The organism is Nitrosovibrio tenuis, assembly GCF_900109785.1.
In the GTDB taxonomy this organism is placed as follows: Bacteria; Pseudomonadota; Gammaproteobacteria; order Burkholderiales; family Nitrosomonadaceae; genus Nitrosospira; species Nitrosospira tenuis_A.
In genome coordinates, this window is sequence record NZ_FOBH01000005.1 from 192870 (window position 1) to 216364 (window position 23495).

21 protein-coding genes and 1 tRNA gene are annotated in these 23495 nt (G+C 51.6%); 11 read left to right on the forward strand and 11 right to left on the reverse strand.

The genetic code is table 11. The annotated features are described in order from the left end of the window. The first annotated feature begins 375 nt into the window (after positions 1–375). The 6 genes from egtB to BMX00_RS08740 all read left to right on the forward strand — a co-directional run bounded on the left by egtB (position 376) and on the right by BMX00_RS08740 (position 6935). Positions 376–1704: an ergothioneine biosynthesis protein EgtB gene (gene egtB / locus BMX00_RS08715; RefSeq protein WP_090828628.1), complete on the forward strand. Its 1329-nt coding sequence runs from the start codon at positions 376–378 to the stop codon at positions 1702–1704. Then, the gene (egtD, locus tag BMX00_RS08720) at positions 1691–2659 is read left to right on the forward strand and encodes an L-histidine N(alpha)-methyltransferase (RefSeq protein WP_090828629.1); all 969 of its coding nucleotides are present in this window, start codon (positions 1691–1693) and stop codon (positions 2657–2659) included. Before egtB ends, egtD begins: the two co-directional genes overlap by 14 nt. Before the next feature lie 214 nt (positions 2660–2873). Further along, positions 2874–3623 carry a TerC family protein gene (locus BMX00_RS08725; protein ID WP_090828630.1) on the forward strand — a complete coding sequence of 250 codons (750 nt, stop codon included), beginning with the start codon at positions 2874–2876 and terminating at the stop codon, positions 3621–3623. A gap of 257 nt (positions 3624–3880) precedes the next feature. After that, positions 3881–5743 carry a bifunctional tRNA (5-methylaminomethyl-2-thiouridine)(34)-methyltransferase MnmC2/FAD-dependent 5-carboxymethylaminomethyl-2-thiouridine(34) oxidoreductase MnmC1 gene (mnmC, locus tag BMX00_RS08730; protein ID WP_090828631.1) on the forward strand — a complete coding sequence of 621 codons (1863 nt, stop codon included), beginning with the start codon at positions 3881–3883 and terminating at the stop codon, positions 5741–5743. Positions 5744–6028: 285 nt separating this feature from the next. Further along, positions 6029–6412, forward strand: a complete 384-nt coding sequence (locus BMX00_RS08735; protein WP_143053070.1) for a hypothetical protein — start codon at positions 6029–6031, stop codon at positions 6410–6412. A 193-nt stretch (positions 6413–6605) separates the two neighbouring features. Beyond that, a complete protein-coding gene (locus tag BMX00_RS08740) occupies positions 6606–6935 on the forward strand; it encodes an uS11 family ribosomal protein (protein WP_090828633.1) in 330 nt (109 codons plus the stop codon). A gap of 180 nt (positions 6936–7115) precedes the next feature. Here the strand turns inward: BMX00_RS08740 and BMX00_RS08745 are convergent, their stop codons facing one another. The 3 genes from BMX00_RS08745 to BMX00_RS14350 form a co-directional block, all read right to left on the reverse strand. Continuing rightward, entirely contained in the window at positions 7116–8330 is a 1215-nt protein-coding gene (locus BMX00_RS08745; RefSeq protein WP_090828634.1) for an ATP-grasp domain-containing protein, read from the reverse strand. A 935-nt stretch (positions 8331–9265) separates the two neighbouring features. Continuing rightward, positions 9266–9391, reverse strand: a complete 126-nt coding sequence (locus tag BMX00_RS14990; protein WP_281245902.1) for a hypothetical protein — start codon at positions 9389–9391, stop codon at positions 9266–9268. A gap of 18 nt (positions 9392–9409) precedes the next feature. Then, positions 9410–9532: a transposase gene (locus tag BMX00_RS14350; protein WP_143053072.1), complete on the reverse strand. Its 123-nt coding sequence runs from the start codon at positions 9530–9532 to the stop codon at positions 9410–9412. 199 nt (positions 9533–9731) lie between these two features. Between BMX00_RS14350 and BMX00_RS08755 the strand changes: the two genes are divergently transcribed. Next, positions 9732–9890, forward strand: coding sequence for a DUF3309 family protein (locus BMX00_RS08755; protein WP_090828636.1), 159 nt, complete (start codon positions 9732–9734; stop codon positions 9888–9890). 398 nt (positions 9891–10288) lie between these two features. Here the strand turns inward: BMX00_RS08755 and BMX00_RS08760 are convergent. From BMX00_RS08760 to BMX00_RS08780, 5 genes are all read right to left on the reverse strand, one after another. Next, positions 10289–10365: transfer RNA gene (locus tag BMX00_RS08760), tRNA-Arg, on the reverse strand. Positions 10366–10604: 239 nt separating this feature from the next. Then, positions 10605–11627, reverse strand: coding sequence for a zinc-dependent alcohol dehydrogenase family protein (locus BMX00_RS08765; RefSeq protein WP_090828637.1), 1023 nt, complete (start codon positions 11625–11627; stop codon positions 10605–10607). 43 nt (positions 11628–11670) lie between these two features. Next, positions 11671–12756: a galactokinase gene (galK, locus tag BMX00_RS08770; protein ID WP_090828638.1), complete on the reverse strand. Its 1086-nt coding sequence runs from the start codon at positions 12754–12756 to the stop codon at positions 11671–11673. A gap of 72 nt (positions 12757–12828) precedes the next feature. Further along, the gene (gene galT / locus BMX00_RS08775; protein WP_090828639.1) at positions 12829–13914 is read right to left on the reverse strand and encodes a galactose-1-phosphate uridylyltransferase; all 1086 of its coding nucleotides are present in this window, start codon (positions 13912–13914) and stop codon (positions 12829–12831) included. Then, positions 13914–15695 carry a glycoside hydrolase family 2 protein gene (locus BMX00_RS08780; protein WP_218141523.1) on the reverse strand — a complete coding sequence of 594 codons (1782 nt, stop codon included), beginning with the start codon at positions 15693–15695 and terminating at the stop codon, positions 13914–13916. Before BMX00_RS08780 ends, galT begins: the two co-directional genes overlap by 1 nt. Before the next feature lie 272 nt (positions 15696–15967). On the opposite strand from BMX00_RS08780, the gene BMX00_RS08785 reads away from it, so the two are divergent. The 3 genes from BMX00_RS08785 to BMX00_RS08795 all read left to right on the forward strand — a co-directional run bounded on the left by BMX00_RS08785 (position 15968) and on the right by BMX00_RS08795 (position 19195). Further along, a complete protein-coding gene (locus BMX00_RS08785; RefSeq protein ID WP_245727957.1) occupies positions 15968–16411 on the forward strand; it encodes a MobC family plasmid mobilization relaxosome protein in 444 nt (147 codons plus the stop codon). Beyond that, positions 16408–17706: a relaxase/mobilization nuclease domain-containing protein gene (locus tag BMX00_RS08790; RefSeq protein ID WP_090828640.1), complete on the forward strand. Its 1299-nt coding sequence runs from the start codon at positions 16408–16410 to the stop codon at positions 17704–17706. Before BMX00_RS08785 ends, BMX00_RS08790 begins: the two co-directional genes overlap by 4 nt. Before the next feature lie 271 nt (positions 17707–17977). Beyond that, on the forward strand, positions 17978–19195 hold the full coding sequence (locus tag BMX00_RS08795) for a hypothetical protein (protein WP_090828641.1): 1218 nt from the start codon (positions 17978–17980) through the stop codon (positions 19193–19195). Between the two features lie 170 nt (positions 19196–19365). Here the strand turns inward: BMX00_RS08795 and BMX00_RS08800 are convergent, their stop codons facing one another. Then, a complete protein-coding gene (locus tag BMX00_RS08800) occupies positions 19366–19881 on the reverse strand; it encodes an antirestriction protein ArdA (RefSeq protein WP_090828642.1) in 516 nt (171 codons plus the stop codon). A 298-nt stretch (positions 19882–20179) separates the two neighbouring features. Between BMX00_RS08800 and BMX00_RS08805 the strand changes: the two genes are divergently transcribed. Beyond that, positions 20180–21310: a hypothetical protein gene (locus BMX00_RS08805; RefSeq protein WP_177171815.1), complete on the forward strand. Its 1131-nt coding sequence runs from the start codon at positions 20180–20182 to the stop codon at positions 21308–21310. Positions 21311–21313: 3 nt separating this feature from the next. Here the strand turns inward: BMX00_RS08805 and BMX00_RS08810 are convergent, their stop codons facing one another. Then, positions 21314–22717 carry an argonaute/piwi family protein gene (locus BMX00_RS08810; protein WP_090828644.1) on the reverse strand — a complete coding sequence of 468 codons (1404 nt, stop codon included), beginning with the start codon at positions 22715–22717 and terminating at the stop codon, positions 21314–21316. Then, positions 22714–23250: a hypothetical protein gene (locus BMX00_RS08815; RefSeq protein ID WP_090828645.1), complete on the reverse strand. Its 537-nt coding sequence runs from the start codon at positions 23248–23250 to the stop codon at positions 22714–22716. The genes BMX00_RS08810 and BMX00_RS08815 overlap by 4 nt, the downstream gene beginning before the upstream one ends. Between the last annotated feature and the right edge of the window lie 245 nt (positions 23251–23495).

Below are 23495 nucleotides of genomic sequence, written 5' to 3' on the forward strand. Positions count from 1 at the left end.
CGCACAGAGCGAGATTCCCAGGTTCGATGATAATTTATCTATAAACGAGCAAGACCCAAACCGATTAGTTACCTGGTTATTTACTCGGAAACGAGCAGAACCAACTGCGACAGAACCGAATAACCGATGAGTAGAACTTGTTTTCGATGGAGTCTCCGCTTAATTAAGGCCCATGAAATTAATGCACATTCACGGCCGTAACTACGAATGGTCCGTGAATCTCACTACCTGTCGTTCAGCCGCCAATGAGCGATCAGGTCTTCTGATTGTTGTTCAGGAGCTCCGTACGATTAATCAGATTCATAAGGTTTACTGTCTTTGGCAGGATAGTTTCCAGCTGATTTAAGGTAGCGCTCATAAAAGGGAAGATAAAGTATGCCCCAGACTTCCAGTTTGCTTACCGACCCATTATTGCTATCGCGCGAATGGACTGAGCGATACGATAATGTTCGCCATCAAACGTTGAAGCTTGTCGAAACCCTCACGCCGGAAGACCAGATGGTTCAGTCCATGCCTGAGGCCAGTCCGGCAAAATGGCACATCGCGCATACCACATGGTTCTTCGAGACGTTTATTCTTGTGCCGCACCTGCGCGGTTATGCCCCTTTCGATGCGCGCTTCAGCTTCCTCTTCAATTCCTATTACAAGCAACTTGGAGGTCACCCTCATCGTACGCTCCGCAGCACGTTCTCTCGCCCGTCCCTCGATCAGATCCGGCTCTACCGTACCCGTGTGGACAACGCCATGCACGAACTACTCGGCCGCGGGCTCTCTGCTGAGCTTTTACGATTGCTCGAACTGGGGCTGAATCACGAGCAGCAACATCAGGAACTCATCGTTACGGATATCAAGCATGCGTTCTGGATGAATCCCTTACGCCCAAGCTATCAACCCAGCCAGATGCGGGCGGTCGAATCCGGCGCGTCAACCATTGCGCCGCTGACATGGTGCCGTTTCGATGAAGGTGTTTATAAGGCAGGCCATAATAAGGCAGGCCATACCATGCGCGGCTTCGCGTTTGACAACGAATTGCCGCGGCATGAGACCTATATAAAACCCTTTTCTATCGCATCCCGGCTGGTCACGAATCAGGAATACCTGGCCTTTGTGGACAATGGCGGCTATCGCCGCACGGAACTGTGGCTATCAGACGCCTGGGATCATGTTTGTGCCAACGGGTGGACAGCGCCGCTCTACTGGGAACGGGCGGGTGACACCTGGGTTCAGTTCACTTGCAAAGGCGTGGTACCGTTGAACCCCGCCGAGCCCGTATGTCATGTGAGCTTTTATGAAGCCGATGCGTTCGCCCGGTGGGCGGGTGCCCGGCTTCCAACGGAGTTAGAGTGGGAGATAGCCGCGGATTCAGTCAGGGATTCAGCAAAAAAAACGGATAACTTGCTGGAGAGAGAAAACTTTCACCCGGCGCCCACTCAACAGATGAGCTCGGGACAGATGAGCCTGCAACAGATCTTTGGCGATACCTGGGAGTGGACCTCGAGCCCGTACACCGCTTATCCCGGTTACCACACGCCCGCAGGCGCAGAGGGGGAATACAATGGTAAATTCATGTGTAATCAAATGGTATTGCGTGGCGGCTCGTGCGTAACACCTGAATCGCATATACGCACTACCTACCGCAATTTTTTTCCGCCACAGATGCGCTGGCAGTTCTCCGGTATAAGGCTCGCCCATGATTGCACTTAAACAGTTAAAGCAGGTACCGGCACCGCTGTCTCCCATAGCCGGCGATGTGCTCGAAGGCCTATCCCGCACCCCAAAAATGTTGTCGCCGAAGTTGCTTTATGACGCGCAAGGCTCGGCTTTATTCGAACAGATCACCCGTTTGCCCGAGTATTACCCGACACGGACAGAAGCGGGAATATTAACGACTCATGCCGAAGAAATATGCTCTCGGCTCGGCCAGGAAATATCGGTCAGCGAGCTTGGCGCCGGGACCGCAACCAAGACGCGGATATTGCTGCGTTCATTGCTGCAACGGCAACCCAGTGTCGATTATTTCCCCCTTGATGTCTCCGATGCAGCGCTGCAGTTGGCCAAAGACGAGCTGGAAAGAGAACTGATGGCGGTGAATGTGCATCCGCATGTCGGGGATTTTGAGGACTTGACGTTTATCGAGCACCACCCACCGCCGCGTCTGGTGTTGTACATCGGATCGAGTATCGGGAATCTGGAACACCGCGAAGCCATTTCGCTGCTTCAAAATATCGCCCGGCACTTATCAAGCGGAGACCAGTTACTGCTTGGCGTCGATCTGGTGAAGGATAGCAATGTGTTGCACGCGGCATATAACGACAGTGCCGGAATCACCGCTTCCTTCAACAAGAATCTGCTCGTCCGGATCAACCGGGAGCTGGGCGGTCATTTCGAACCCGATGCCTTTTCCCACGTATCGTTCTGGAACGAAACAGCGTCGCGGATGGAGTTGCATCTGGAAAGCACCTGTCGCCAATCGGTCAGAGTCGATGCCCTCGATACGACATTGCGCTTCTATCAGGGTGAGCGCATTCACACGGAAAACAGCTATAAGTACACAATTGAATGCTTGGAGGACTTGCTCCAGCGCGGCGGCTTCAACGTGGAACACACCTGGACAGACTCTAATTGCTGGTTCGCGGTAAGCCTCGGCGTGGTAATATAAAAAAAAGTCTGCTTAAGACTCTTCGCTAGTTGGCTCTTCGCTAGTTGGCTCTTCGCTAGTTCCAGCGTACGCATTTGCTTGTTCGGACGTTCATCAATCCCTCCCCATAGCCATCCGCAGATTGAAATTCATTTAAATCCGATGGTAATCTCCCGCTGCGGAAGCGCGTAGAATAGTGGCGACCAAGTAGAGTCTAAGCAAAAAGGATAAATGAATGTTTGAGTGGCTGACGAGCCCGGAAGCATGGGTAGCGCTAGTGACGCTAACTGCCCTTGAAATTGTCTTAGGCATAGATAACATCATTTTCATCTCGATTCTCGTAGGCCGTCTTCCAGAGACTCAGCGCAACTTTGCACGAAGGATGGGTCTTAGCCTGGCGATGCTTACCCGGCTTGGTTTGCTTTTCTCTATCTCATGGGTAATGGGACTCACCGAACCATGGTTCAAGATACTCAATAATTCGATTTCAGGGCGCGATATCGTCCTGATCGGGGGCGGCATGTTTCTTCTCGCCAAGGCGACGCACGAAATACATAATAGCCTGGAAGGCGCAGGGGAACACAGCCCGAAGGTCGTGGCTACCGGCATGGGAATGGTTCTGGTGCAGATTGCCGTCCTGGATATCGTATTTTCCCTGGACTCGGTTATTACGGCTGTCGGTCTGGTTGAGCATATCGCCTTGATGGCGATTGCCATTGTGCTGGCCGTGCTGGTGATGCTCATGGCGGCAAAGCCCATCGGAGATTTTGTGGAAACTCATCCGACCATTAAGATTCTCGCGCTTGCGTTCCTGATATTGGTAGGGCTCACGCTGATACTTGAAGGTTTCGGTATTCACATCCCGAAAGGCTACATTTATTTTGCAATGGCTTTTTCGGTCAGCGTCGAATTTATCAATCTTCAGATGCGTAAAAAAAGTGCGGAGGCCGTCAAACTCCGCAACCGGGCGAATGATCTTGACTGATTATTCATGAGGGCTATGAGTACAGCAACATATCTATCTGGCGCGCTCCTCCACGGGCTACAAACTTTCTTCTACCTTTGCCTTTTGTCCCGTACTTTGTTCAGACTTCGTTCCGTACCTTCGTTCCATTCCTTTACCCGCACCTCCATTTCAGCAAATACCGAAATTCATGCAGATTGCTCCCTATTCCATCATCCGGTAACAGAAGCTGAAGATTTACCACAATATCCTGTTACATCCGGTTAAACCTTATCCGAATGCTTGATTGGCAGCACGGTCAACCGTTTTCATCCCAATTCAGCGATATCTATTTCTCGAGGGATACCGGACTCGAGGAAAAACGCTATACATTTTTGCAAGGCAACCGGCTGGCTGAGCGTTTTGCGTCACTGTCGAGTGGGGATGGATTTGCCATAGGCGAGACAGGATTCGGCACAGGTTTGAGTTTTTTATGCGCTTGGCAACTTTTTGACAAGACCGCCCCTTTAACGAGTAACCTGGATTTTTTTAGCGTTGAAAAATATCCTCTTGAAGAGCAGGAGCTGACCGATGCCTTGGCGCTTTGGCCGGAGTTGCGCCATTATGCAAGCAACCTGATTGCCCGCTGGCGGCGCCGTGTCCCGGGTTGGAATCGATGGGTCTTGGATGGCGGGCGAGTACGGCTAACACTGGTAATAGGCGATGTGGCCGAGGCACTGCCTGAAATTCGCGGAGGTATAGACGCGTGGTTTCTGGATGGCTTTTCACCGGCCCGCAACCCCGAGATGTGGACACAGCAGGTGTTGGAGCACATCGCGAATGCGTCCAGGCCGGGCGCCACATGTGCTACCTATACCTCCGCTGGGCCGGTACGCCGCGGCCTGGCGCAAGCCGGGTTTCAAGTGTACAAATCGCGCGGCTTCGGCCGCAAGCGCGAAATGCTGCGGGGTTGCCTTCCCGCTTCGCACACCTCAGCGCGCACCCCAGGGCCCGTGCCAACAACAGCCATTGTCATCGGGGGCGGGATATCCGGTTGTGCCGCCGCTTGGGCACTCGCCATGCGAGGAATCTCAGTTACGCTGGTGGAAGGCGCATCAGTATTGGCCAGCGCGGCATCAGGCAATCCTCTTGGCATATTGCACGCTCGCTTGAGCGCGGGCATGAACCCGCTCCAGCACTTTGTACTCGCCTCCTATGGACATGCCCTCGGCTTGCTCGACGAAAAACTGCCTGTCGATGGGATTGCCCGCGCGGAATGCGGAGAATTGCAATTGGCGTTTTCAGCGGATGAAACCAAACGCATCGATAAATTGTTTGCGCTCGGTTGGCCACCGCATGTAATGCGGCGTGTGGATGCGGCTGAGGCATCCAGCCTGGCGGGTATCGAATTGCCGTATGGCGGCTTATTGTTCCCAGCCGCTGGCTGGCTGGTTCCACCTCGCCTGTGCGCCGCACTGGCCGACAACCCAGCCATCCAGCAGCTTACGGGACATCGGGTAAGATCGTTGACGGCAGTGAATAATGGCTGGCTTGTGAAAATGGAAAACTCACATAAACGATGCTCATCTTATGAGGTTCAGATCGTGGCGGTATGCATCGGGTATCAGGTGAAATCGCTCCCGCCTTTAACTAATCTTCCATTGACGCCGGTGCGCGGGCAGATTACCGCGCTGCCTGCCACATTGCACAGCAATAGGCTACGCGCCATCCTATGCGGTGGCGGATACATAACCCCCGCGGTCGCAGGAATGCATATGGCAGGGGCGACGCACGATTTCAATGATGAAGGGGTTGACTTGCGCGCACGAGATCATGCCGAGAATTTGTCCAGGCTGGCGGAAATATCCCCGGCATTGGCCGGAGCCCTGTATTTTGATGCGCTGGATGTTGGGCAACTGTCTGGCCGCGCATCGGTGAGAGGGTCTGTTCCCGGCGCCATGCCACTGGTCGGCGAATTATTGCCGGGGCTGTATACCAGCCTGGGTCATGGCACTCGCGGCTTGATAACCGCCGGACTTTCTGGCGAATTGATCGCGGCAGCCGCTTGTGGGCAATTGCTGCCTTTGCCATGGGCTATCGTCAAGGCGCTGACTCCCGCAAAGTGGTTGCAAAGTAAAGATGTTTGCAAGCATACAGGGTAAAAAGGGACTGCCCTGGTAGCCTCATCCAGCCCAACAGTTTAGAACCCCCGATACGAACCCGACACGCTAGCCTGGATTGATCGGATCAGGATAAAAATATCTGCAAGAGGTGTACTTCAGTCCAGTGCACAACCGTTATAAAAGCCGTAAAATACGCGACGTTTCCCGGCTAACTCAGCCTCGATAATCGGCACATGGGGCGATTGTAAGCGTTATCAGGACTCAATCCTGGTTGTTGCGCTTGGCTGGTGCCGGGAATGAGTTTACCGCTTACAGAGGAGTGTTATGAACCCTAAACCCAGGCGCATAGCAGTGCACGTTTCACAATCCAGCCCTCAGGCGTCGCACACACTCATACCGGTTAGTCAGTGGAAGAGCGCGGCGATCGGTGTGACTGCGTATGTATTCGAAGAATCGGAAGCCACCCTGCGTCAGTGCGGCCTCATACCGGACTGGATCAATTATCCTCACCGGCCGGGGGGCGGCATTGCTGTGCCCGCGCATCATCATTTTCCCAACTACCTGAAGCTGTTAAGGCTGGGAAGTGGACGAATGCGTCTTGTAATTGACGTGCGTGCCGTGCTGAGAAAAGATGCTCATTTCCAGCGCTTTCTAGGGGGCTTGACGAACGATACGAACCTTTCGCTCGTGAAGGGAGAATCTGCATAAGAAGACGCTTTCAGCAAATCCCAAGCGCGGCGACGCATAGGCAGTGGGGAATCTTATAGACGTTGCAAAGTGCTGGACTTGGCAGAAGCGACAAGCGTGAGCAGCGAGGTAGCAGCTAAACGCGCCGAACACGACAGAATGTGGCCGAGCTGATATATTGCTCGGCTTTTTTTCAGCACAGTGGGAGAGAGTTTTGAAGTGTTTCACTATTGCCCTGCTTTGCGCACTGACTTTGGCGTCTTGCGCTACAGGAAAGACAGTCGCCCTACGGGAAGGTCTGACAAAAGCAGAAGTTATAAACACCATCGGCAATCCCGACGGTTTTCAACGGAGCGGGGATTATGAAGCGCTGCATTACGTTGACCGCCAGATCAATGGCTGGCTTTTGACCAATGGGCTTAATGTAGAGAAGATCGATTACTCGGTAATTCTCAAAAACGACCGTGTAGTGCAGTACGGTCAGGGGCGGATTATCGAGCGAGGTACAAACGAACCCCCGTTCGTCTTGCTACGCCAAAGATGACTGCGTGATCCTTACTTCGTGACCCTTATTTTATAACCCTTACTTTGTGACCCTACTTTGTAACCCGTTCAAATTCGGATTGTCCAAGCGGTAAGGTTTATCTGATCTGATACCCCCGAGTCTGGGCTCATACCCTCTTCTCCTGAATAATTCCCCTGAATAATCGCCGTCTTCTCTAAGTCATCTTTCAGGGTTAGGCCCGTCCCCATACAACAATTGCATAAAGCGGATATTTATCTGACGACGGGTATTATTGATTCTTAACCGCCACCGTTTCGGCAATAGGCGCTTGTACAATCTAACCTTGGATGAAACTACCCCTCCCCATATTTTATAGCGCAGCGTGATATATAAAAAATTATCAGGGAGGTGCTCCCAAACCTGATAGCGGTTTAAAACCAATTCACTCAATCTTATTCTGGAATAGTGAGATATGACAACTTGTTCAGGATATTCGGGATTAAACGGATATGGATACTTAACCGTTTCGCCGCTGGTGAAATACCGGCTGATCACTTTGGCCACATCGTCGCCAAAATATTTTGAATGGCCTACCCATAAATTGGGCCTCATGTCGGCCTCAAAAAAATATAATCTCTTATCGTAATCGGACCGGATAGAGCTCATATTCACAAAACCATCAGCTCCAAGCGCTCTGCCGATCAAACTAAGTTCATCAAAAACATCTTTTTCCAAACAAGCGAGTTGCGTATACCTCCTCACGGAAGTGGGGCCAAATTTGTATGTATATTTTTCTTGTGTTGAGCATGCAAAATGGATTAGTTCGCCATTTTGATAAAAAGCTTCCATGGACATCTCAACGCCCTCTATCTTCTTCTGTACCAGAACGGGATATGTCCGCAATTTGTTTAGTGGATTATCCAGGTCATCGTCATTCAGACATTCAAATATACCGAGGCCACCGGCAGACGAATCGACCTTCACAAATATCGGGTAACCTAACATTCGTGCAGAAGTTTTTAATTCATGCTCATTATTCGCGATCCGATAATCAGGAGTTGTAACTCCGTTTTTGTGAAAGACAACTGACAAACCAATTTTAGAAAAAACGTGACTAAAATTTTTATCCGAGATGACGGGAAGTAACTTTAATTTATCTTCATCGGGCAAATTTGAATTCAATATTTTTCCAAGCGTAGGATCATCGCCAATAACAATGAGGGCATATTCTTTTTTTATTCTTTCTGAAACAATTTTCAATAAAACGTCGTTTTTTTTGGCAAGAAAATAATTCCGTACAGATTTATTTTTTGTTAAAAAGGCGTTGGTAGAAATGACGTCAACAACAAATCCCGCCCTGGTTAATAATCCGAGCACGGCCATCATCACATCGGGCCAACCACCACCTATCAAGAGAGCCTCAAGCTTATACATTATTTTTGCCCTTTCACCCGGCTTAGGAAGGATTGGAATCGGGCAGTAAACCATCTTTTCGATACAGCCGATAGCTGTAAGACATTACAGGGCGAAGCAGTTGAATAGGCTATCTCAACCTTCATCCCTACAAGCGTGAACTCCAGGTTAGCGTTAGCAGCGGGTGGCGGGCAATCGGGAGATTGAAGAGGCTCTGCCCATTAAGTAAACTATAGTTTCACAAAAAAATGACACATCCATAACAACCTACGGGATATTATAAAAACCCTCATGCCGTCTGGGGTAATGATGAGCCAACTCGTTCCTTATATTCGAACCGCAGAGGGCAATATCGAAAGAATTTCCTGCGCTGTCTATAATTGCCCTGATGAAGTCTGGAACCTTACGTACATGAAGAGCTTCTGACCGGGTGGCCGGAGCCCAAAGTTTTCTGGGCAAAAAAGTCAGGCGCTTGCATTGGCGTAGCACCCATCACCTCTTCTCAAAAACCGATCACGTGAGTCCCGGTGACCTGCTATAAGTTTTTGTAGTCAGTTTTGAAAGAGTCTTCCGGTTCAAGCATTCTGATTTTGGCATCGTCTCTGACCAGCTTGAGCCGGTGTTCGATTGCCGAGCGCAGAATGCGGGCGCTCGTTGTTATAAAACTGCCCGCCCGCTTCCTGGGCCGGTGTTTGGGCAAGTTCAGCCCCAGCCGATTCCATAATCGCCATACACGGCCACTGCTTTGGCCCGTCATCACGGCAATGCGCCGATATCCAAATCGAGGATAACGACCCGATGCTTTCATTAGCTGCGCAGCAACAGCACGATCCTTGTCAGGTTGCTTGAGCCCTAACTATTAATACGACGACTTACCCCCGGCATTCGACATGCCAACCGCTGCGATAATCCCTTGCTTATCAGGATTCCAAGCGCCTCGCGTCTGGCTGCCGGGGTCACCATTTTTTTGCTGCAATTTCGTTCAGCCCTTCGATTGCTAGCATCTGCTCGGCAACAATCTTCTTCAGCTTGGCATTCTCTGATTCAAGATCTTTCAACCGGCGGGCATCCGATACTGTCATGCGCCCCAACTTGGTGCGTCAACGGAAAAACGTCTGCTCAGTAATATTATGCTTGTGGCAAACGTCGCGGATGACCACCCCATCCTCTTCACCCTCACGCAAAATGCCAATGACTTGCTCTTCATTAAATGGCTTCTTCATATAGCCCCCATGTCAAAATTAACATGAAGACTCACTCTGTGGGTAGCTACATGATTCTTAGCAGATCATCCTCATGTCGTTTCGATGCCTCGTTTTGTCAGGGCCGATGTTGCTATTTCGTTCGTCAACGAACAGAGAAAACTTCGGAAAAGAACAAGAATAAAAAATGTGTAATCGAAAACCACACGAGGAGAGCGAAATGACTATTGGAACCATTCTTTTGATCGTGCTGATACTCGCGGCTGTGGGGGCGATTCCGGCCTGGGGTTACAGCAGCAACTGGGGTTATGGCCCCAGTGGCGGCATAGGTTTAGTGCTGCTAGTAGTGGTGATTCTGCTTCTGTTGGGCTACATATAGCTTCTGAGCCGTATGAGCGCATTGCTCACATCGAATATTGGTTCCTCAGTGCGCTTGGTGACCTAACTTTCGCGTTTAAACGTCGAAAAGCTTCGTTATTTCTCTTCCGTAAATTACTTTAACATCCACCCAAAAAACGGCCTTTACTGTATAAGCCATACTTCGGAGACAGCGCGGGGGTGCCGAGCCTGTGGTCCCATACCCCCCTTCTAACCTGGCACAGTGTCAGTGATATCGAATCGCTGTGAGAGTCTTAGAAATTCTCTGGAGTTTGACTTTATAAGGCTCTGCTCTGTTCAGCATCGCAAACTGTTGGGCACTTTGTTGGGCACTTTTTGGATTTTCCCTAAAAGAAAAGAAAAAAGGAGTTAGACTTTCATCTAACTCCTCTGTTTATATGGCGCGCCCGGCAGGATTCGAACCCACGACCCCTTGGTTCGTAGCCAAGTACTCTATCCAACTGAGCTACGGGCGCTAAAGCTGATCAATTGTTACTCAATTTTAATTCGCAATTGCTACCCGTAATTATATCAGACTGGTAGCCTGGCAAGTCAAAGGAAACCGCCCTTAACAGGAATATGAACGTTCGCTTCACATGGGATATATTTAATAACAGTTTGGGAGGAAGAGGCGACAAACTCACCGGCCGATAAGTTACAGCATTTCATGATCGAAGGTAGCTATGTACCCGCGTATTACATTGGAGTCCATGTATTACATTGGTATCCGCGTATCGGGTATGAGCACCGCCGCTCCCGTCAAATTTCCACTCCTCAGATTCTCCAACGCGGTGTTAGCCTGCCTTAATGGGAAAACTTCGGTTGTCACTCTGATGGGCACTTCAGGCGCCAGCGCCAGAAACTCTTCGGCGTCCTTGCGAGTGAGATTGGCAACCGAGACCAGGCGTTTTTCCCGCCACAGAATGTCATAGGGAAATGATGGGATATCGCTCATGTGTATGCCGCCACAGACGACAATTCCACCGGGGCGAACTGCGCGCAGCGCAGCGGGCACCAGTGCGCCCACCGGGGCGAAAATAATAGCTGCATCAAGTTCTTCAGGGGGCATAGCGTCGGAATTGCCAACCCAAGCAGCGCCCATCCGAGCCGCAAAATCCTGTGCCGCTTCATCGCCCGGCCGTGTGAAGGCAAATAATTTCCGCCTTTGATGACGCAGAATCTGGGTCACGATATGCGCTGCGGCTCCAAAACCGTAAATGCCAACGCGCTCGGCATCGTCGGTCATCTTCAGCGCGCGATAGCCGATCAACCCTGCGCATAACAGCGGCGCTGCCTCGACATCGCTATACATGTCGGGAATTCTGAAGCAATATCTCGCATCCGCCACCGTATACTGCGCGTAACCTCCATCTAGCTGATATCCGGTAAATTTTGCGTTCATGCACAGGTTCTCATGGCCACTCAGGCAATAACTGCAGTGGCCGCAGGTCCAGCCCAGCCAAGGAATGCCAACACGTTCATCAATGGAAAAGTTGCGGACATTTGCTCCACAGGTCGCCACACGCCCGACAATTTCATGGCCCGGAATAACGGGCAATTTCGGATCTGGCAACTCGCCGTCAACCACATGCAAATCTGTGCGGCAAACAGCGCAGGCGGCGATTTTTACCAGCAGTTGATCCGGGCCCGGCTGTGGGCAAGGGACTTCGCGGCTCTGCAGGGGTTGCCCCGGTGCGTCCAGCACCATTGCATGCATGGCGTGATCTAGTGTCGACATGTCAGCAGAAAGGTAAATTGATGAGCCATGCTCAGCCGGACCCTCAACCGACCCATGCTCCGTCAGACGGCGGCACGAGCATACGGCCGTTAAACCCAGCGCCGGCGTAATCGCGCAGCACTGTTCGGGCGACTGGTTGCAGTGTGTCCGGTTTACATAAGGCGACGCATGCGCCGCCGAACCCCGCTCCAGTCAAACGCGCGCCGTATACATCGGGATGCGCCTGCAGCAGCGCCACCAGCCGGTCAAGCTCCGGTATCGAAACCTCATAGTCGTCGCGAAGGCTCGCGTGCGAGGCATTCATCAGGGCGCCAAACTCTTTCGCGCTTGCCCAACTGGCCGCGCGCAACACACGGACATTTTCGCTGACGACATGGCGCACTCGGCGCCTCAACGGCTCAGGCAGGGTATCCGCTTTTGAGATGTCATGAACATCGCGCAAAGAAGTTACGCCAAGGCGCAGTGCCGCCTCTTCGCATTCTGCACGCCGCTGGTTGTAGCCGCTTCCCGCAAGAGTACGCGCCACGCCCGAATCAAGCACCAGAACTGCCGAGGCCGGCGGCAACGGGACCAGCCGACGCTCCAATGTGCGTGTATCGAGAAACAGAGCACTCTTTGTCCCCGCGAGGCTGGACGCCATCTGATCCATAATGCCGCAGCGTACGCCAGCGTATTCGATTTCGGCGTGTTGCGCCAGCTGCGCGATGCGCAAGTCATCAAGTGAGCTTCCCGTCAGGGCACGCAGCGCCCGAAGCGTAGCAACTTCAAGTGCCGCGCTGGAAGACAGACCGACGCCCATGGGCACGTCTGACTCAACATAAATATCCAATGGCCCGGTCTCGATGCCGCTGGCGCGCGCTTCCATGAGGCATCCATATACATAAGCGGCGAAATGTTCCACTGGAGGCTCGGCGAGCGTAAAGTGGACCATCCTGTCGAGCTCATGGGAACATAACGCGTACTCGCCACGGTTATTACGCCCCATACTGACGCTCGTTTTCTGTTCGATCGCGATCGGCAGCACGTAACCATCGTTGTAATCGGTGTGTTCGCCCAGAAGGTTGACACGGCCTGGCGCTTGCGCCGTCACTTTGGGCATGCCGCCAAACACCGTCTCAAAACTGCTCACGAGTACCTTGAAAGGGATAAACCGTTCCGCCGTCGTCTTGCGTCCGGCCAGCCCGGTGATTGGAGGAAGCGTTCATTCAATGGTAACCTCCACCTGTTGCAACTCGCGCGCCTTGTCTTCAGGCAGCACGTCCATTGCAAAAAATCCCGCCGCGATCTCTGTTCCAGCAAGGTATTTAAGCCGATCACGCGTGCGATAGGGCGGATAGAACTCACAGTGCAGGTGCGATTCGGGGTGAGGCTCGCCGTCGGTAGGCGCCTGGTACCACGCCATTAAATAGGGAAAGGGGCGCTGCCACAGTCCTTCATATTTCAGCAGCACGGTTTTCAGCGCCCGCGCCAAGTCAGCTCGCTGATCCGGGTCAAGCCCTATGAAACTCTCAATGGGCTCGATCGGAGCAACCCATACTTCATAGGGGTAGCGTGCGCACACCGGGACGAAAGCGACCGCATGGGGTCCTTCGTAAATCATCCTCGCGCCTTCCGTGCGCTCCGCAGCGATAAGATCCTGCAATACACCACGGCCCTTACTTTGATGGTACAGCCGCGCTTCATGTTGCATGCGCGCCGGAACCGGGGGCACAACCGGGTAAGCATAAATCTGGCCGTGAGGATGATGTATGGTTACGCCGACCTCGGCACCGCGGTTCTCAAATGGCAACACGTAGGCAATTTCGTCGCGCTGTCCCAGCTTTCGAGTGCGGTCAGCCCACACCTGCAGCAGCAAATCGATGTGAGCAAGCGGAAGGGTGCCAAGCGATGCGCTCGCGTCTTTTGTGAAGACCACAACATCGCACTGGCCGAGCGCCGGGGCGCTCGGTACGATCAGTGAGGGAGGCTCCGCGCTGGATAGGCTCAAGGAGGGGAAGCGGTTATCGAATACGGCCACGTCCCAGTCTCCAGCCGGGACCTCGGTCGGGTGAAGGGGATCGATGGTCACACCCAATGGATTGAATTCAGGAGGCGGCAGGAAGGTGCGGCCTTGCCGATACGCTGCATAAGTGACCCACTCGCCTCGCAGCGGATGCCACCGCAGGTGGGGACTTGCGTTCAGCGGCTCGGCAAACGGGCTCGGCGCGGTAATTTGCGGGTCGATCGGCTGGTGAGAATATAGGGTGAGCTGTCGTCCATCGGGCTTGATGAGCTCGAGTGCATACATCAGACGCCTCCGGGTATGTGCGTGCGTGACATATGCATCACCTTCGCAATATACTCGATGGGTATCTTGGGTGTACGATCCGCGCAAAGCAATCCGTTTGCTTCCTGGAAAGTATCCGCGAACTGGGTATAGCAGAAGCCGCTGAAGAGTGGCAGATGGATCACTGCGTGTATCAGATCGGCGAACATCCGTGCGAACTCGTCATTATCCTTGGCTACTGTATAGCCCCAGGTCTGGCGGACGCCCTCTTCCGGGCATTTGGCGAAAGCAATGCCGCCAAATTCGGTCAGCATGATTGGCTGGCCCCGGTGCGGATAGCCATCGAGTGTAAGAAGCCGTCCACCCGGCCGCCGCCGGTCAAATAACTGTTCGGGTTGAATCTCGGCGCCGTAGCGCTGACGCAGGTGCTCGACGTTAGCCTCGTAATCGTGAATGCCGATGATATCGGTGGCGCTGCTTTCCCAGCCGTCGTTCCCGATCACCGGCCGGGTGGCATCGAGTGTCTTGGTCAGGTGATACAGGGCTTGCACAGCATGGCGCTGCTTGCCTACGGCGGCGAGCTCGGGTACTCCCCATGATTCATTGAAGGGGACCCAGACAATGACACAGGGATGGCTATAGTCGCGCTCGATGGCTTCCGTCCACTCGCGCACCATTCGCTTGATTGCGCTGCGCGTGAAACGATAGGCGGACGGCATTTCTTCCCATACCATGAGTCCCAGCTTGTCCGCCCAGTAGAGATATCTCGGGTCCTCGATTTTCTGATGCTTGCGCACGCCATTGAACCCCATCGCTTTCACAAGCTCTACATCCCGCTTTAAGGCATCGTCCCCGGGCGCTGCAAGCAACGTTTCCGGCCAGTAGCCCTGGTCAAGTACGAGCTTGAGCATGTAAGGGCGGCCGTTAAGCATGAACCGGTCGCGCAGAATATGTACCGACCGCATAGCGGTGTACGAGGTAAACTCGTCCACCACCTCTTCACCTCGCATGAGCCGAACGGTCGCATCAATCAGTGTGGGACGCTCCGGGCTCCACAGTAGCTCGTTGCGATAGTCGTCGATACCGGGGTCGGACAGAACGATAATGCGGTCTACTTCCCTGTCGACCACCTGATAGCGATCACGCGCGAGCAGCCTTTTGCCATGCCGCAAGGCGACATCCACAGTCAGCTCGTTGGCCGCATCTCCGATGATCCGCGCTTCAAAACCGATAGCATAGGTTTCGACCTGGGGCGTCCAGCGGATCTTCTCAATATAGTTGTCCGGCACCCGCTCCAGCCAGACCGTCTGCCAGATTCCCGTGGTTCGTGGGTACCAGATGGCGTGCGGCTCCAGTTGCCAGTCCTGCTTGCCGCGCGGCTTGGCCAGCTCATGCGGGTCATCTTCCACCTGCACCGTTACCGTCTGCTTGCCCGACGGATCGAGCATGTGGGTAATATCGGCCCAGAAAGGCGTATGACCGCCCTCGTGAGTAACCGCCAGACAGCCGTTGATCCAGACCCGCGCGCTGTAATCAACCGCACCGAAACGCAGGATTACCCGCCCGGAAATAGGCATGCAGTCAAAATCGCGCTGGTACCAGCACCATTGGTGAAAGCCGCGGTTGCCGATACCACTTGCCTTGGATTCAGGCGGAAAGGGTACCCTGATTTCCATCGGCCAGGACTTGATTTGGGCCGGCTGCGCGAACTCGCGGGCATCGTCATAGCAAAAACGCCAAGTACCGTTGAGCGAAGTCCAATTCGAGCGCTGCATCTGCGGGCGGGGATAGGCGAACTCCAATGGACTTCTCCTTTTGAAAGGCACTCAGCTCAGCCGTAATGCATTTGAGCCGTGGTTATGCGCGAATGATGCGCCGGGGACAAGCCACCGGGCGATCATCGGTTAAATGAAGATTTGGGAGTCAACTTTGGAAACCTGAACTTATTCAGAGGTTCCCTGGTAATTCAAATGGCGGAGACGGAGTGTGAAACTTCGAACCGCGTTCTGGAAATTCTAGAGGAATGGAACGACTATCTCAAGAGTAATGTTTCGTATTATCAGGAGCCGTCACCATGAGCGGCTCCAGCGATCTTCAATCGGTAGCTCGGGCATTCTCCACTGCTGCCGCATCTTCCCCAAAGAAATCTAAACGGCGTTATACCCCTCCGTTTTCCCTGCGGCTTACCATCGAGGAACGTAAACGGCTGGATGAACTGGCGGGAAATCAGCCGCTGGGGTCATATATTCGAGACCGCTTGCTGGGCGAGCAGACCGAGAAGCGCCTTAAAGTGAAAAAACCTACACCGGACACCGCCTTGCTGGCTCTGGTACTGGGCGAATTCGGTCGGTCGCGTCTGGCCTCCAATATCAACCAGCTCGCCAAAGCTGCCAATATAGGAACTTTGGATGTAACACCCGAGACGGAACGTGAGATTGTGCAGGCATGCGCTGAAATTCAAGCCATACGGGTTTTGCTGATTACAGCGCTGGGTGTAGCGTCCGTGGAAGATGAATGATTCTTGTCGGCAACCAGCGCGGCGGGGCCAAGGATTTGGCCCTGCACCTGCTCAAACAAGAGAATGAGCATGTCGAAGTTCATGAGGTGCGCGGGTTTGCCTCGGATAATCTTATGGCTGCGCTCAATGAAGCCTACGCCATCAGCCGCGCTACGCGCTGCAAACAGTTTTTATTCTCCTTAAGTCTCAATCCCCCCAAGCATGAGAATGTTTCTACCGAAACATTCAAACAGGCTATTGATCGTGCCGAGGAAAAACTTGGGCTGAACGATCAGCCTCGCGCCATCGTTTTTCATGAGAAAAAAGGGCGCAGGCATTGCCATGCGGTGTGGTCACGAATCAAGCTGGACGAAATGAAAGCGGTCCAGCTTTCTTTCTCCAAACGAAGATTAATAGATTTATCCCGTGAATTGTTTCTGGAACACGGCTGGACCATGCCCGCAGGACTGAGGCAAGCTCATGCGCGTGATCCACTTAATTTCACGCTGGCCGAATGGCAACAGGCCAAGCGGATAGGCAAAGACCCGAAGCAGATTAAAGCCGTATTGCAGGAATGCTGGTCGCTCGGTAAAACACAGAACGCTTTTGCCCATGCGCTGAAAGAACAAGGATATCTCCTCGCCCGAGGTGACCGGCGCGGCTTTGTAGCGGTCGATCACCGGGGCGAAGTGTTTGCCGTTTCCAAATGGGTTGGAATCAAAACCAAGGAAGTGCGGACCCGTCTCACCGATGAAAAAAACCTGCCATCGGTCGATGAAGCCAGAATCCGGATTGCCACGGATATGACGGCGCGGCTGGATACGCTCTCTCAGGAACAAATGACGGTATTCGCAACCCGCCGGGCTGAATTGGAAGAAAAGCGGCAAGCGTTAGCAAGCCAGAATCAGGCTGAACGGCAAAAATTAATAGCAATCCAGCAATCCTACTGGCAGGAAAAACATCAGGAATGGCAAAACAATTTCAACAAAGGCATGCGCGGCCTGTTTGACCGTCTCACGGGAAGGCGCAAACAGATCGAGGAACGTAATGAACTAGACGCATGGCAGGTCCAAGTGCGCCAACAGCAGGAACGTGATGCGCTGATTTTTCAGCAGTTGGAGACTCGCCGTACTCTGCAAGCACGCATCGAGCGGCTGGAATCGCTGAAATCTTACCGGCTGGACGAACTGGAACACGACCGGTCACAATATCAGGCGATGCGCGATCAGCGCCTTGAACAGCTTGAGACACAACGCCAGGAAAGAAACCGGGACCGCCCGCTACCTCGCCAGCGCGGCCCGGAATGGACGCGCTAGCGATTTGGCATTAATTTTATAAGTTGCGATTTGACCTGATAGAATGTGTCGGATCATGAATGTCGCGGTTCGACGCAAAGCGTAAGCGCAGCGGTACTACCTCGATGGCCGCTTGCAACGGAGGCAGACATAACACACGAAGTGCACTAACCTCTATTCCCAGCGTTAACGACCGCAGCTAAGCGGACCTCCGAGCATTTCGTAAATATCGCATCAAGAAGCCAGCCCGCATGAACCACGAACAGCCCCACCTCATGGAGCACGTACAATTGTGCTGACCATTCTTCATCCCCACTTGCTCCCCGCCATACAGAATTTTCCGGCTGGTTTGATGGTGCTCATGCCAGAAAAGGTAGACCGGTTCGTCTTAATCGTGAAAGGGATGAAGGAAGCCATCTTAGCTGCTCGTATAAAGCGTAGCTTTGCCGTTTATGTGGCCCCTATGAACGTTGACGGTGTTGATTCGATTGCACTCATCACGGCGTTCTTTGACATCCCAGACGAACCGCTGATTGTTCGGTCGCCGCTGTTTGCGGAAGATGCTCACTCGCAACACTTGGTCCGTATGTTGCAAGCGCCTGAGATTGACGTGCATTTCTTTGACGAACATGCACGCGAGATGCTGGCTTACAGGGCGGAGATATCACTTCCGCCAGTGACTCGCAGTCGCCTTGAACAAGCTCAGTTTGGCAAGTACGCGCTCGATGTTTGGAGAGGCGTAGATGATCAGATGCAGTCTTGGTTTTCCGTGCGCACGGAGACCGATGACTTGGAGGCAGTGAGTGTGCAACTCGTAGAATCGCTCATGCCAGAGGACATTGCGCTGATCGACGCAGCGATTACCAACAACTCCTATGTTGGCGCAGCTTTGGCCACGTCGACCGTTCTCGTGAGGCACGAGCCTGGACGTTTACACGAGCATGACATTGCATTGTTGCTGCGGCGCATCTTTACGCCAGAGCAGATCATCAGAGGACCCTTACGGATATACGAAAAAGAAGAGATTGCCGACATTCTGGTAGTCACCGAAAATCACCTCATATTCATACAAGCCAAAGACAGCCCGAACACAGAACAGGTTTTAGCTAATCCGCTTTCGAGAAAGAGAGCGACAGCACTCAAGAGCCTCAAAAAAGCCATTGCTCAGTTACGCGGCGCCATTCGATATGCAAGAAGGCAAGACCCAATGCCTATAGTGATTGACGGACAAGAACTGACCTTGCACGTAGCGGGGTTGCATTGGCGAGCAATTGCGGTGGTCAAGGAGTTATTCAACGATGAGTTCGCTAGCTACAGCCCTCCAATCTTGCAGCTCGCAAGGGAAACTGGAGTACCCTTTATCGCACTCGACTACTCCGAGCTCACCATGTACACGGCCCACTTGAGCAGTGAGGAGTCGTTCGTTGCCGCCATCGATAAGGTCTTCAACGTTGGACGAGAACGCGGCGAGCTTCCTCGTCTGCGGATCGGACCAGCGGAGGAGCCCTAGAAACTGCCCCGGTGCCGCATCCCCCAACGTCAGGTATCAGGCGGCTTGACCTGCCGGTCGTATAGGCACACCGTCCGGGCTGCTTCTGGCCGAACGCGGTCCTTCACAGCAGTCTCAAGTCACGACCAAATCTGACAGGTATCGCCAGATTTAATCTGGTTTACTCCATATTAACGGCTCCAGAATACATGCACCGTTTCAAAGCTGGGGTCGATTGTGAAAATATCACCGCCCATCTCCATATCCCGGCCCATGCGCTCATAGTCGATGTAACAAGTCAGGCTCTCAGGAATCTGCGTTGTTTCCTCTGTCAATTCCTGCGCATAATCAGCCAGAGATTGGTAGCAGCCGCAATAATTGTCTTCGGTGGCTGTTTTTGCTTCCTCCAAGTCACCGCCAAAATGCTTCAGAAGTTCACCCCCAAAATCCGGATACTCGGCAATGAAGCAAGCAATCTCATGGGCGTTTTCAATGCCTTCATACTCACTTAGGGCATAGCCGCCAAACCCTTCATAATCGTGAATGGCGTATTCCTCCGAATTTTCAACGGGGCTGTCGACCAGCATGGTTTTGATCTGCTCCCAGATATCACTGATATCCTCACAGGCATCAATCCACACACCATGCAAATGCCCGGCGTTATAGGGGGCTAAATCAACTACATAAATTCTGATTTCATTACTCATGGCTTTTCCTCGCTTTATCAAAGGTTAAAAAACACCCCCCCGCTGGGGTTGGAAAACCCCAGAGAAAAGCGAGTGGTACGAGCGACAACACAGGTTCTGGTGGAGACAAGTCAGGGGGAACCACCCGGTCTGCACAAACGCCGTAAAACGGCGTGCGGAAGATTGGGGGATGACTTGGTGGAAGCAGGTTCTGTGTTAAATTGATTTATTCCCAGCGGGGGAAGTAAAAGAAAAGAAATGAACGATCATTGGAAATGATTGACGTACATTCAAACTTCAATCTATAGATCTTTATAGATTGAGCCAGATGTGGATTGGTCACTGCCCCAATAATGCCGTCGAGGGCCGAGCAATGCTACGAGCAATATCGAAAAAGCAGTTTGATGCCTACTGCTATGTAAGGCAGCCTATTGTCCGGGTCTACTCACGGGAAATTGCATGGTTTGAAGCTGTAAATCGCAAGCTTCTTGCGTTCATTGTTTTTGATTGCACAGATTCTGACTTTGGACACATAATTTTAGGAAGAGATTCTCGAAAACTTTTTCGCTGCATAAGCGTCTCAGGAAATTTTTTTGCTACCTCAGAAGAGGCTTATGCAGATTTAGAAACTGCCATCATTCCATTTATAAATGATGGTCAGGATTTCTATCCGCAGGGAGATGAAGTTGTACCGCCCCATGAAATTTTTAGTCCTTTTGTAAAGGAGGAGAAGCAGCATCCATATTTCAAGATGCTCGCTAATGAAGAACGCTTTGAAGCCGCCCGAAACCTTATAAAAGAGATTGCCTATTCTTTTGTTGATGTAGATGGAAACTATATCCAGCAATTTCAGAGTGACGGATTTGATGCTCGCCTGTGGGAGCTTTATCTATACGTCTATTTATATAATGCTGGCTTTGAGTTCATAAGAGATGAAGTCGAGATCGGACCTGATGGACAAGTAAGGTCAGTGTTCTTGACTCCGTCCACAACACCCACGATCAAAACTGTTAAGAGTGAACAACATACTTATAAGCATAAGACGATACCGTCAAAATTTTTCAAGCAGCCAAACTCAGAAAATGTAAGTGCGGTTCTTTATTCTAATGCTGCCACTATCACGACATTTAATAGGATGGGGAAGCTGGCAGGACTAGGAAGCAGAGACATTAAAATGATCCGCCAGGGCATGAAGGCTCACCCAGACCCTTCGTCATTTCATCCTATCCCTTTCGCAGCCGACGTCGATGATCCGGATTATGAAGAGGCATGGGGTGACAGTATCGTGATGTACCACAACCCTGATGCACTTCATCCCGTTGACCCCTTTCCAGACATATCACACATCATATATGACGAGGCCACCGATGAATTTTCGGCAATTCTTAACCCAAATGAAATATTTTCGTCTGTAACCTTCGTTTTGGTACCAACAGCTGCGGAAGATTGACCTTCACATAAAATTACGAAAGTCGTACACGCTATTAACCATATCGGGATTTTGCTGAATGATTTGAGAAAAAGCCTTGGAATAGATAAGCGTGACAGGCAGTTTTTTGTAAAGAGTATTGTTGTTCCAATCCATCTTGGTCAAGCCAATCACTGCGGCACAGGTATCATGCCAACCGCCTTGTCCGGAAAATCGGCGCAGGAGAACAGGAGACGGCGTGGGCTTTAACGGCCCCTCTTTATACACATTGTATTGAGAATTGCTTACATGGACGCCTGTAACGCTGCCTTGGGTCCAGAGAAGCGCCTCATTTCGGGCCACGGGGAAATAACTTCCGCGTTGTATCGGGTAACCAAACGGTTCAGGTGGATTTTTTGTACCGAAGCGTACTCCTTTCCAATTTACGCCCTTAATAATCTGGACTAATTCAACTTCCGTACCGTCACGGAAACTGTCTAAAGCCCCGAGTATTTCGTCGTCTTTAAACTCTGTATTTTTATGAATCGTAACCTTTGACGGCAAACGTCCAGAATGCCCGCTTTGATAAATTTCAAGGCTACGAGACAGAACAGATTGCATTTCATAGTAGGATAAGAAAGGATTTTTTCCCTCCTTGGTATATTCTCTGGCGTCGTAAGCAACGAAACGAAAACCCGTTCCATCTGGATCGAACACTTGACTACAACAAGTGGTATATTCGTTACCGTCGCGAGCGGTTTTAATGGCATAACTAATGCCTATGAATGCCTCGTTTTTGTTCAATCCAGTCAATTTCCACGGGATACCTCCCGCTTTGGCGTATAAAGCAACACTGATTCCCCAAAGTACGTTGGCTCGACATGAGCGTGCATCAAAACGGCCCTGCTTAACGATTTGGATAGGTATATTTGAAGGTGCACAAAATGCCTTGAGATAATCGTGAAAATCAAAATTCTCGCCTTCAAAACACTCAGACCAGCTTTCCGGCAAATAAATCAGAGCAACGTCAAAATTGCTTCTAAGGGTCTGTAGTTGAGCTATACACTGAAACAAACCTTTGGCCAGATCAGTTTTTGCTTTGGCGTTGGCGTGGACTTCAAGCTGATCCGGAAAGTTAATGACAAGCCGATCATCCTGATTGGCAATTGGTATACGAAAAATCTTTTGAAAACCTTGATACTCCGGATAATAATTAGTTGCTTCTTTTGGTAGTGCCGATCTTTTTAATTCTTCGACCAGAGACTTAAGTTTCTGCATCTCTCTTGTAGGCGCAAGCAGTGCAAGGCGTAAGCTACTGGGTGCGCCGAACTTAAGACCGTAAGGTCCATGATTTATTAAACCGAGAAGCGGATGCTTACTCGTCTTGTTTTGGGCAAACACCAGATCAGGCTCTGGTACTGTGGAATAGCCACAAAGCTCACTGGTCATACTACCAACCTCCGTGAGAAAGCTGTGCGGCTTCCTATCAGAAAAACTGGATTTTCCGTTTCATCACCCTCTGAAAAGGCAGAAACACTGATCTCTGCGTTGAGAGCGCCTGTACCCAGTATAATCTGTCTCCAAGCATCCAGAAGTTCATTATATTTTTTATTGTACCGATCGGCGCGTCTTTTATCCAAAAACTCTCTAGCATCCTGACGAGCACGTAGAGGCCAAATCCATACATCTGGATCGATCAGCAACCAAAGCTGACCATTTTTATAATCGATTGATAGACGTACCGATTCCGACCAACCAACCTGCTGTTGCGTAGCATCATCGGGATGAGGCCTTGCGAAAAGGCCCGGTATTATGCCGGAGGTTTTGCTAACAACCTGTGCCAATGGTTCAAGAGCATCAACGTTGTCCGTGTGTGGATCGGCGATAAGGTAGGCTGATGCTTTGTTTGTTCTCGCCAGCAGTGGTCTGTTGCGTGATAAAGCCACACACAGCGCCTCTTCAATAAATCCTTTTACATGCAAATTCTCTGATGCAGTAATATTCTGAGGTACAGCACGACTCTCTATAGTTTTTGTATCTGTTCCAAACGTCTCCCTAATTATATTTTGGGTTCCCCAACACCAAACCGTATCTGACTTTGTAAAAACAAGCTTTTGCTTGGTTTCACGGGTTGAGCTTCCCCCGAAAAATCGTCTTCCAAGGGTGATGTAAAATCGAAGTCACATTGGAGAGGAAGATGATGAAGATACCGAAGCAGGAATATACA